Source organism: uncultured Amaricoccus sp., assembly GCF_937891315.1.
GTDB lineage: Bacteria > Pseudomonadota > Alphaproteobacteria > Rhodobacterales > Rhodobacteraceae > Amaricoccus.
Window position 1 is genome coordinate 72,386 of sequence record NZ_CALAGI010000140.1, and the last position, 9,261, is coordinate 81,646.

A 9,261-nucleotide genomic window follows, 5' to 3' on the forward strand; every position below is an offset into this window, starting at 1 on the left:
TTGCTTTTTTGCTGGCAGTCATGGCGGCGCCTAGATGTAGCGTCCGCCTCGTCGCAGAACCTCGATCTGGTAGCCATCGGGGTCGGCCACGAAGAAAAATTGCGCGATCACCTCACCGGCGGGTGCGAAGGCGACGATCTTGCGCGGCGCGAAGCCCGCCGCCTCGAACCGGGTATGTTCGGCCTCGAGATCATCGACGGCGACCGCGAGATGGCCGTAGCCGTCGCCGAGCGCATAGGGCTCGGTCCGGCCCTTGTTGATGGTGAGCTCGATCTCGAAGTCGTTCTCGGCATTGCGCAGATAGACAAGGGTGAAAGTCTCGAAATCCAGCCGATCGGCGATTTCGAGCCCGAAGGCCACGCGATAGAAATTGAGCGAGCGCTCCTCGTCGAGCACGCGGATCATGGAATGGATGGCCTTGGCCAAGGTCGCCTCCCCGGGGAAGTTGGGTTTCGGTCAAGCATTCCCCAGGATCGGCGCGGAGTGGTGGCAGCCCGCTACCACGTACCACCTTCGAACACTTGTCCGGCGGGGCGGGAGCCTCAATATTGGGAATTAAGTTCCGGGGGAGGATCGCATCATGTGTCACGTGTTCGCCGCGCAGGATCCAATGGGGTACGATCAGGTGAGCCGGTCGTTGAGGATCGCGGGGCATTCCACCTCGATCCGCCTCGAGGCCGCCTTCTGGTCGTTGCTCGACGAGATGGCCGCGGAGCAGCGCCTCAGCACGCCGAAATTCCTGTCGCTGCTCTATGACGAGGCGCTGGAGGCGCAGGGCGAGATCAGCAACTTCGCCTCGATGCTGCGCACGAGTTGCCTGCTCTATCTGCGCGGTGCCCGGGCGGACGCGGCCGAATTGCGAGAGCTCGCCCACGCGGGTTGATTCAGCGGACACGCCGGTTAAGCTGCGCGCTTTCCTGAGAGGCGGGGCAGCGCTTCGCCCTGAAACGCGAGCGCTCCTTGGCCGATAACCACCCCTCTGCGACGGGCGACGCGGGCCCCTGGCGCCTGATCCCTGCCATCCTCGCCGCGCTCGGGACGCTGTGGTTCGCCCGCTTCCTCGGTCCGGTCGCACAGGGCGAGACCCCGGAACTGGTGGTGCCCTGGGTGCCGTCGCTCGGGATCGAGGCGGCGTTCCGGCTCGACGGGCTGGCGCTCGCCTTCGCGCTGCTGATCTGCGGGATCGGGGCGATCTGCTTTCTCTACGCCGCCACCTATTTCCGGGGCGATGCGCGGCTCGGGTCGCTGCTCGTCATTCTCGTCGCCTTCGCGATCTCGATGCTCGGGCTCGTCACGGCCGACGACGCGGTGACGCTCTTCGTCTTCTGGGAGGCGACGACGATCACCTCCTGGCTCCTCGTCGGCTTCGACCACGAACGGCCGGCGGCGCGGGCGGCGGCGCTACAGGCACTGCTCATCACCGGCGCCGGCGGGCTGGCGCTGCTCGCCGGACTGCTGCTGATGGGCGGCGTCGCGGGCGGCTACCGGCTGTCGGCGATGAACGCGGCCGGCGATCTCTTCCGCGACCATGCGCTCTATCCCGCGATCTTCGCGCTCGTCATCCTCGGCTGCTTCACCAAGTCGGCGCAGTTCCCCTTCCAGTTCTGGTTGCCCGGCGCGATGGCGGCGCCGACGCCGGTCAGCGCCTATCTGCATTCCGCCACCATGGTGAAGGCCGGCGTCTATCTGATGGCGCGGCTCAGCCCGTCGCTCGGCGGCACCGACCTCTGGATCTCGGTGCTGACGCCGGTCGGCGGGTTCACCATGCTGCTCGCTTCGATCTGGGCGGTGCGCCAGACGGACATGAAGCTCCTGCTCGCCTACACCACGGTGATGGCGCTCGGCCTGATGACCATGCTGCTCGGCACCTCCACGCCGGTGGCGGTCGCGGCGGCGATGACCTTCCTGCTGGTGCATGCCTTCTACAAGGCGGCGCTGTTTCTCGCGGTCGGCATGATCGAGAAGGGCGCCGGGTCGCGCGACTATCCGGCCGTCGGGGGGCTCGCCGGGGCGATGCCGCTGACGGCGGCGGTGGCTGGCCTCGCGGCCCTGTCGATGGCCGGTTTCCCGCCGATGTTCGGCTTCGTCGGCAAGGAGGTGATCTATCAGGGTACGACGGGCGCCGTCACCGTCGCCGCCCTGCTCGCCAACGCGGCGATGGTCGCCTGCGCCGCCGTGGTGACACTCCGCCCGTTCCTCGGCAGGCGGACGAGTCCCCGGGCGCAACCGGCGGATCCCGGCTGGGGCCTCTGGCTCGGGCCGTCGGCGCTCGCGGCGCTGGGCCTCGCCTTCGGCCTTTTTCCGGGGGTGATCGGCCATGCCCTCGTCGCGCCGATGACGCGCGCGGTCACCGGCGGGCCGATGCCGGTCGAGCTCGAACTCTGGCACGGGATCAACGCCGCGTTCCTGCTCAGCCTCGCTACCTTCGCCCTCGGCGGTCTCCTCTATGCCAATCTCGACCGTCTGCGCGACGCCCTCGCCACCGCCGAGCCGCGCCTGCCCCGGACCGAGGGCTGGTACGACGCGGCGCTGGCCGGCTGCCTCGCCTTCGCCGCCGCGCTGACCGGGGCGGTGCAGAACGGGCGGATGACGAGCTACCTGCGGACGACCTTCCTCCTCTTCGCCGCGCTGATCTGGGGCGCGCTGGTCATCGGCGGCGCGATGCCGCGGCCGATGGCCGGAGCGACGAGCCTCGTCGACTGGGCGGTGCTGGCGCTCATCTGCGCCTCGATCGTGGCCGTGCTGCGAACCTCGTCCCGACTGACGGCGATCTGCGCGCTCGGCGGGGTCGGCGCCGGGATCGCCATCATCTTCGTGCTCTATGGCGCGATCGACGTCGCCATGACCCAGCTCTTCGTCGAGGTTCTGGTCGTGGTGTTCCTCGCCATCGCCATGGCGCGGCTGCCGCGCATGGGCCCACCGCGGTTTCACGCCGGCAACGCGGCGGTCGCCATCCTGCTCGGCCTCGGCGTGACGCTGTCGGCGCTGGCGGTGCTGAGCACGCCGCTCGATCCCTTCATGTCGCGCTTCTTCGAGGAGAAAAGCGCTCCGGTGGCGCTTGGGCACAACATCGTCAACGTGATCCTGGTCGATTTCCGCGGCTTTGACACGATGGGCGAGATCTCGGTCATCGTGATCGCCGGGGTGGCCGCGATCGCCGCGCTGCGCGCCGGGCGGAGGGCGGCGAAATGAGATCGCTGATCCTCAGCACCGCGGCGCGCGCGCTCATTCCGGCGATCCTCGCGCTGTCGGTCTTCATCTTCTGGCGCGGGCATAACCAGCCGGGCGGTGGATTCATCGGCGGCCTGCTCGCGGCGAGCGCCTTCGCCCTGCTCGAAAAGGCCGAGGGCGTGGTCCGCGCCCGCCGGGCGCTCTGGTTCGACCCCCGATCGCTCGCCGCCTTCGGCCTCGGCTGCGCCCTCGTCGCGGGGCTCTGGGGCGGGCTCGAATACGGCTATTTCCTCAAGGGCGTCTGGCCGTTCGTGACGTTCGACGCGGAAGGCCACAAGTCCGGCCTGCCCTTCGGCTCGATCATGCTCTTCGACTTCGGCGTCTATCTCGTGGTGCTCGGCACCGTCTGCGGCATCCTCTTCACCCTCGAGGAGAGCGTCGTCGAGCAGGACGGGGACGATTGATGGAAGTCCCGCTGTCGATCCTCGCGGGTCTTCTCGTCGCCGCCGGCGCCTATCTGATGATGGGCGGACGGACCCTGCCCTATCTCTTCGGCCTGACCATGATCTCGAACGCCGCGAACATGATCATCTTCGCCGTCGGCCGCCTGACCTATGCGCGGCCGCCGCTGGTGCCGGCCGACGCGACGACGATCACCGGCGCGGCGAACCCGCTGCCCCAGGCGCTGATCCTGACGGCGATCGTGATCGGCTTCGGCCTCCTCGTCTTCGCACTGACCCTCGCCTACCGCTCCTACCACGTGCTCGGCACCATCGAGATGGACGAGGCACGGATGGCCGAACCGGCCGAGGCGCGAGACTGATGCTGCTTTTCTGGCCGCTGGTCATTCCGTTCCTGATCGCCGTCGCGTGCCTGCTCTGCCACCGCTCCGGCGCGGCGCAGCGGGGACTCTCGCTCCTCGGCGCCCTCGTCCTGCTCGCGGTCGCGGCGCGGATCCTCGCCCGCGTGATCGTGTCCGGCCCCTTCGCCGAACAGGCCGGCGGCTGGGTCGCGCCTTTCGGGATCACCATGGTCGCCGACGGGCTCTCCGCGACCATGGTGCTGCTCGTCGGGATCGTCGCGGTGGTGACCACGGTGTTCGGCTTCACCGACGTGACGAAAACCGAGACGCGGGCCGGGCATCACCCGCTGACCAACGCGCTGCTCGCCGGGCTCTGCGGCGCCTTCCTGACCGGCGACATCTTCAACATGTATGTCTGGTTCGAGGTGATGCTGATCTCCTCCTTCGGCCTGCTGGTGATCGGCGGCGGGCCGGCCGCGCTTGACGGGGCGATGAAATACGCCGGGCTCAACCTGATTGCGACCGTCGCCTTCATCTCCGGCGTCGGGCTGCTCTATGGCACGACCGGCGCGCTCAACATGGCCGACCTGCACCAGCGGCTGCAGGGGCGCGGTGGCGAGACCGCGATCCTCGTCCCGGCCGCGTTCCTGATCTTCGCCTTCGGCTCCAAGGCGGCGCTGTTCCCGGCGTTCTTCTGGCTGCCGGCCTCCTATCACACGCCGTCCTTCACCAGTTCGGCGCTGTTCGCCGCGCTGCTCACCAAGGTCGGGGTCTATTCGCTGATCCGGGTGTTCACTCTGGTCTTTCCGATCGAGGACACGGCGATCCAGACGACGCTGCTCTGGGGCGCCGCGCTGACCATGATCGTCGGCGCCTTCGGCGCGCTGGCACAGGACAGCCCGCGGCGGGTGCTGAATTTCACCATCATCTCCTCGATCGGCTACATGATTCTCGGGCTCGCGCTGCACACGCCGCTCGCCATGCTGGGCGCGGTCTATTCGCTGTTCCAGGATGTCATCGTGAAGGCCAATCTCTATCTCGCGGCCGGCGCGGCGGCCCGGCTCGCCGGCGCGGAGAGCTTCGGCCGGACGGGCGGCCTCTGGCGCGCGCATCCCTGGTTCGCCGCGCTGTTCCTGTTGCCGGCGCTGTCACTGGCCGGGGTGCCGCCCTTCGCCGGCTTCTGGGGCAAGCTCATCCTGGTCCGGGCGACGCTCGAGATCGGCGCGGGCGCGCTCACCGCGCTGATCCTCGTCGTCGGACTGCTGACGCTTTTCGCAATCGCGCGGGTCTGGTCCGAACTCTTCTGGAAGCCCGCGCGCGAGGCGCCATCGCCGACGCGGCTGCCGGCCACCATCTGGGCCATCCTGCTGCTCCTCGCCGGGCTCGTCACCTTGATCGGGCTCGAGGCGGGACCGTTCATCGACGCGGCGGCGGGGGTCGCGGCCGGCCTCGTCGACCCCGCCGCCTATATCGCCGCCGTGCTGGGAGGACCCCGATGATCCGCCTCTACCACGCCGTCCAGCTCGCCGGCTGGTTTCTCTGGGATCTCGCGCGGTCGAGCGTCGCGGTGGCGCGGGCCGTGCTCGCCCCGCGCGACGCGACCCGACCCCGCTTCGTGCTGGTGCCGCTGCGGACGACCTCGGACGCCGGCATCACGCTCGTCGCGAACTATATCACCCTTACCCCCGGCACGCTGACCGTCGATGTCGGGCCGGGCCGCGACTGCCTCCTCGTCCACGACCTCCTCGCCGGCGACAGCGGCGACGGCACCCGCGCCGGGATCCAGAACGAGATCGAGCCGCGCGTGCTGCGGGTGACCGGGCGATGATCCTCGGGACCGAGGTTGGCGGCGTTCTCGGCGTCGCGCTGGCACTGACCGTGCTCTGCCTTTTCGGCGCGCTCGGCGCCGCGGCCTGGCGCCTGCTGGTCGGGCCGACGCTGGCCGACCGGGTAGTGGCGCTCGACATGATCTCGGTGCTGCTCGTGGTGTTTCTCGTCGTCTTCCGCCTGGCAAGCGGCGTCGAGGCCTATATCTTCGTCGCGATCGGCCTCGCGCTCATCTCCTTCCTCGCCACCGTCGCCTTCGCCAACTACATCGACCGTGCCGGCGGCCCCGACCGGGAGCCGCCGCGATGATCGACTGGATCGCCGCCGCCCTGCTGCTCGCCGGCGGCTTTTTCTGCCTCGTGGCCGGGATCGGCGTCGTCCGGCTCGGCGACGTCTATTGCCGGATGCACGCCGCGACCAAGGCCGGCACCCTCGGCCTCGCGCTCATCTGCCTCGCCGCGACGCTGCGCGCCGATGGCTGGGGCCAGATGATCGAACCGCTGATCGTCTTCGTCTTCATGATCGCCACCGCCCCGATCGGCGCCCATCTCATCGGCCGCGCCGCCTTCCGGGCGGGCGCGCCGACCAAGCCCGGCACAGGCTCCGACCCGGGGGTGGACCGTTTCCGCCAATCCGCGGATGAAACTTGAACCCACCCGCCGAATTGCCCGCTCCAGCGGGTCGCCGCCAGCCAGGCCGGGACCGGATTTGCGACGCCCTGACCCGGAGCTGAGCCCCTAATGCTGACCCGGGGCTCAGCCTTCCAGTGCGCCGGAAGCCCTGTGAGATCACGCCGCCCCTGGGCCCTCTTCCAGTTTCATATTGGCAGAATTCCTATCGGGCAGGACGAGGGGCCCCGCCAAAGGGCGGGGAGAAAAAAGGACTCGCGGCCAACAGGCCGCTCCTTTGGCGGCCGCGCAGCGGCCGCCGGGCCCAAGGGCTGCGCGCGCTCCGCGGGAGCCGACCCGTCCCGGTCCGGCGGGCCGGGACTTTCGCCGGCGGTGCCATTGCCGCCCCCCGCGTGGCGCGCGACCATGGACCGTTTGACACAGCGAATGGGCAAACCTACAAGCACGAAGCGTTAACGATCGCCGGGCGCGGGCGCCCGGGCGCATAACCCACGCGGGACGAGGAGGGAAGGTCGTTGATCATCGGGGCTCCGAGGGAAGTTTTCGAGGGTGAGAAGCGGGTGGCGCTGACGCCGCAATCGGCGGTCGCCCTCGGCAAGCTGGGCTATTCCTGCGCGATCGAGGCGGGAGCTGGCGCGGCGGCGCGCTTTTCGGACGAAGCCTACCGCGCCGTCGGCGTCGAGGTGCTGCCGAGCGCCGCCGAGCTTTGGGCCCGCGCCGACATCGTCGCCAAGGTGCGCCCGCCCGAGCCGTCGGAAGTGGCGCTGACCCGGCCGGGCCAGATCGTCATCTCATTCCTCTATCCCGCCCAGAACACCGAGCTCCTCGAATCTCTGCGGGCGCGGAGCGTGACGACGCTCGCCATGGACATGGTGCCGCGCATCAGCCGGGCGCAGAAGATGGACGCGCTGTCCTCGATGGCCAATATCGCCGGCTATCGCGCGGTGATCGAGGCCGGCAACAATTTCGGCCGCTTCTTCACCGGCCAGATCACCGCCGCCGGCAAGGTTCCCCCGGCCAAGGTGCTGGTGATCGGCGCCGGCGTCGCCGGGCTCGCCGCGATCGGCACCGCGACCTCGCTCGGCGCCATCACCTACGCCTTCGACGTGCGGCCGGAAGTCGCCGAACAGATTGAATCGATGGGCGCCGAGTTCGTCTATCTCGATTTCGAGGAAGCTCAGGACGGCGCCGCCACCGGCGGTTACGCCGCGCCCTCCTCGCCTGAGTTTCGCGAGAAGCAGCTGGCAAAATTTCTCGAGCTGGCACCCGAGATCGACATCGTCATCACGACCGCGCTGATCCCCGGCCGCCCGGCTCCGAAGCTCTGGACCGCGGACATGGTCGCGGCGATGAAGTCCGGATCGGTCGTGATCGACCTCGCCGCCGAGCGTGGCGGCAACTGCGATCTCACCGTGCCGGACCAGGTCGTGGAAAGCCCGAACGGCGTCCGCGTCGTCGGCTTTACCGATTTCCCGAGCCGCATGGCCACCCAGGCCTCGACACTCTATTCCACCAATATCCGCCATATGATGGACGACCTGACGCCGGCCAAGGACGGCGTCCCGGTGGTCAATATGGAGGACGACGTCATCCGCGGCGCGACGGTGACCAACGGCGGGGTGACGACCTTCCCGCCGCCACCGCCCAAGGTGCAGGCGATCGCCAAGCAGCAGCCGAAGAAGGTCGAGGAAACCGCGGAGGCCAAGGCCGCGCGCGAGATCGCCGAGCTGAAATCCGCCGGCAACCGCCAGACCTGGATGTTGGTGTCCGGCGCCATTGTCATGCTGCTCATCGGCAGCGTGGCCCCGCCGAGCCTCATGGAGCATCTCATCGTCTTCGTTCTCAGCGTCTTCGTCGGCTTCCAGGTGATCTGGAACGTCGCGCACGCGCTGCACACTCCGCTGATGGCGATCACCAACGCCATCTCGTCGATCATCATCCTCGGCGCGCTGCTGCAGGTCGGATCGACGAGCTGGATCGTCACCATTCTCGCCGCGCTGTCGATCCTGATGGCGTCGGTCAACATCTTCGGCGGGTTTCTCGTGACGCGCCGGATGCTGGCGATGTTCCAGAAGAGCTGAGCGGGGAGAGAGCACATGCATTCCGGTCTGGTCACGGCCGCCTATATCGCGGCGGCGGTCCTTTTCATCCTCGCACTCGGCGGGCTCTCCAATCAGGAGAAGGCCAAGCGCGCCATCTGGTTCGGCATCATCGGCATGGCGCTCGCCGTCGTGGCGACGATCCTCGGGCCGGGGGTCAGCGCCACCTGGCTGATCCTGATCATGATCGCGCTCGGCGGCGGCGTGGGCGCCATCGTGGCCCAGCGCGTGCAGATGACGCAGATGCCGGAGCTGGTCGCCGGTTTTCACAGCCTCGTCGGCCTCGCCGCGGTCTTCATCGGCCTCAACGCCGATCTCGAGGCCGGTCGCGCCGCCCGCGCGCTGCGTGACGGCACGGCCGAGCATCTGCGAGGCTTCGCGGCGACGCTGGCGCACAAGGCGCCGGTCGAGCTCTCGATCATGCGGGTCGAGGTGTTTCTCGGCATCCTGATCGGTGCGATCACCTTCACCGGTTCGATCGTCGCCTATGGCAAGCTCGCCGGAAAGGTGCCGTCCAAGGCGCTGACCCTGCCGGGTCGGCACGCGATCAATATCGGCGCCGGCCTGCTCTGCCTGTTGCTCGGCGTGCTCTATGCCAACGGCGCCGGCGTCTGGACCATGATCCTCGTCGCGGTGATCGCCGGCGGCATCGGCTGGCACCTGATCATGGCGATCGGCGGCGCCGACATGCCGGTGGTGATCTCGATGCTGAACAGCTACTCGGGCTGGGCGG

The 9,261-nt window shown here is 68.8% G+C and carries 11 protein-coding genes; 10 read left to right on the forward strand and 1 reads right to left on the reverse strand.

The window, feature by feature from the left end:
• Positions 1 to 30: 30 nt before the first annotated feature.
• A complete protein-coding gene (locus Q0480_RS13550) occupies positions 31 to 426 on the reverse strand; it encodes a VOC family protein (protein WP_299133698.1) in 396 nt (131 codons plus the stop codon).
• Positions 427 to 580: 154 nt separating this feature from the next.
• Here Q0480_RS13550 and Q0480_RS13555 point away from each other — a divergent pair, with 154 nt between their 5' ends.
• The 10 genes from Q0480_RS13555 to Q0480_RS13600 form a co-directional block, all read left to right on the forward strand.
• Complete coding sequence (locus Q0480_RS13555; RefSeq protein ID WP_299133700.1) at positions 581 to 883, forward strand: ribbon-helix-helix domain-containing protein; 303 nt, start codon at positions 581 to 583, stop codon at positions 881 to 883.
• A gap of 77 nt (positions 884 to 960) precedes the next feature.
• Positions 961 to 3,192 (forward strand): hydrogen gas-evolving membrane-bound hydrogenase subunit E, encoded by a 2,232-nt coding sequence (mbhE, locus tag Q0480_RS13560; protein WP_299133702.1) that lies wholly within the window; start codon positions 961 to 963, stop codon positions 3,190 to 3,192.
• On the forward strand, positions 3,189 to 3,635 hold the full coding sequence (locus Q0480_RS13565; protein WP_299133703.1) for an MnhB domain-containing protein: 447 nt from the start codon (positions 3,189 to 3,191) through the stop codon (positions 3,633 to 3,635). The genes mbhE and Q0480_RS13565 overlap by 4 nt, the downstream gene beginning before the upstream one ends.
• Positions 3,635 to 3,994, forward strand: a complete 360-nt coding sequence (locus tag Q0480_RS13570) for an NADH-quinone oxidoreductase subunit K (RefSeq protein ID WP_299133705.1) — start codon at positions 3,635 to 3,637, stop codon at positions 3,992 to 3,994. Before Q0480_RS13565 ends, Q0480_RS13570 begins: the two co-directional genes overlap by 1 nt.
• The gene (locus Q0480_RS13575; protein WP_299133706.1) at positions 3,994 to 5,472 is read left to right on the forward strand and encodes a proton-conducting transporter membrane subunit; all 1,479 of its coding nucleotides are present in this window, start codon (positions 3,994 to 3,996) and stop codon (positions 5,470 to 5,472) included. The genes Q0480_RS13570 and Q0480_RS13575 overlap by 1 nt, the downstream gene beginning before the upstream one ends.
• Positions 5,469 to 5,801 carry a Na+/H+ antiporter subunit E gene (locus Q0480_RS13580; protein WP_299133707.1) on the forward strand — a complete coding sequence of 111 codons (333 nt, stop codon included), beginning with the start codon at positions 5,469 to 5,471 and terminating at the stop codon, positions 5,799 to 5,801. The genes Q0480_RS13575 and Q0480_RS13580 overlap by 4 nt, the downstream gene beginning before the upstream one ends.
• A complete protein-coding gene (locus tag Q0480_RS13585) occupies positions 5,798 to 6,109 on the forward strand; it encodes a monovalent cation/H+ antiporter complex subunit F (RefSeq protein ID WP_299133708.1) in 312 nt (103 codons plus the stop codon). The genes Q0480_RS13580 and Q0480_RS13585 overlap by 4 nt, the downstream gene beginning before the upstream one ends.
• A complete protein-coding gene (mnhG, locus tag Q0480_RS13590) occupies positions 6,106 to 6,450 on the forward strand; it encodes a monovalent cation/H(+) antiporter subunit G (protein WP_299133709.1) in 345 nt (114 codons plus the stop codon). Before Q0480_RS13585 ends, mnhG begins: the two co-directional genes overlap by 4 nt.
• Positions 6,451 to 6,944: 494 nt before the next feature.
• Positions 6,945 to 8,510, forward strand: a complete 1,566-nt coding sequence (locus Q0480_RS13595) for a Re/Si-specific NAD(P)(+) transhydrogenase subunit alpha (RefSeq protein ID WP_299133710.1) — start codon at positions 6,945 to 6,947, stop codon at positions 8,508 to 8,510.
• A gap of 15 nt (positions 8,511 to 8,525) precedes the next feature.
• Positions 8,526 to 9,261 (forward strand): NAD(P)(+) transhydrogenase (Re/Si-specific) subunit beta (locus Q0480_RS13600; protein ID WP_299133711.1); only part of this gene is annotated, 736 nt, incomplete at its 3' end.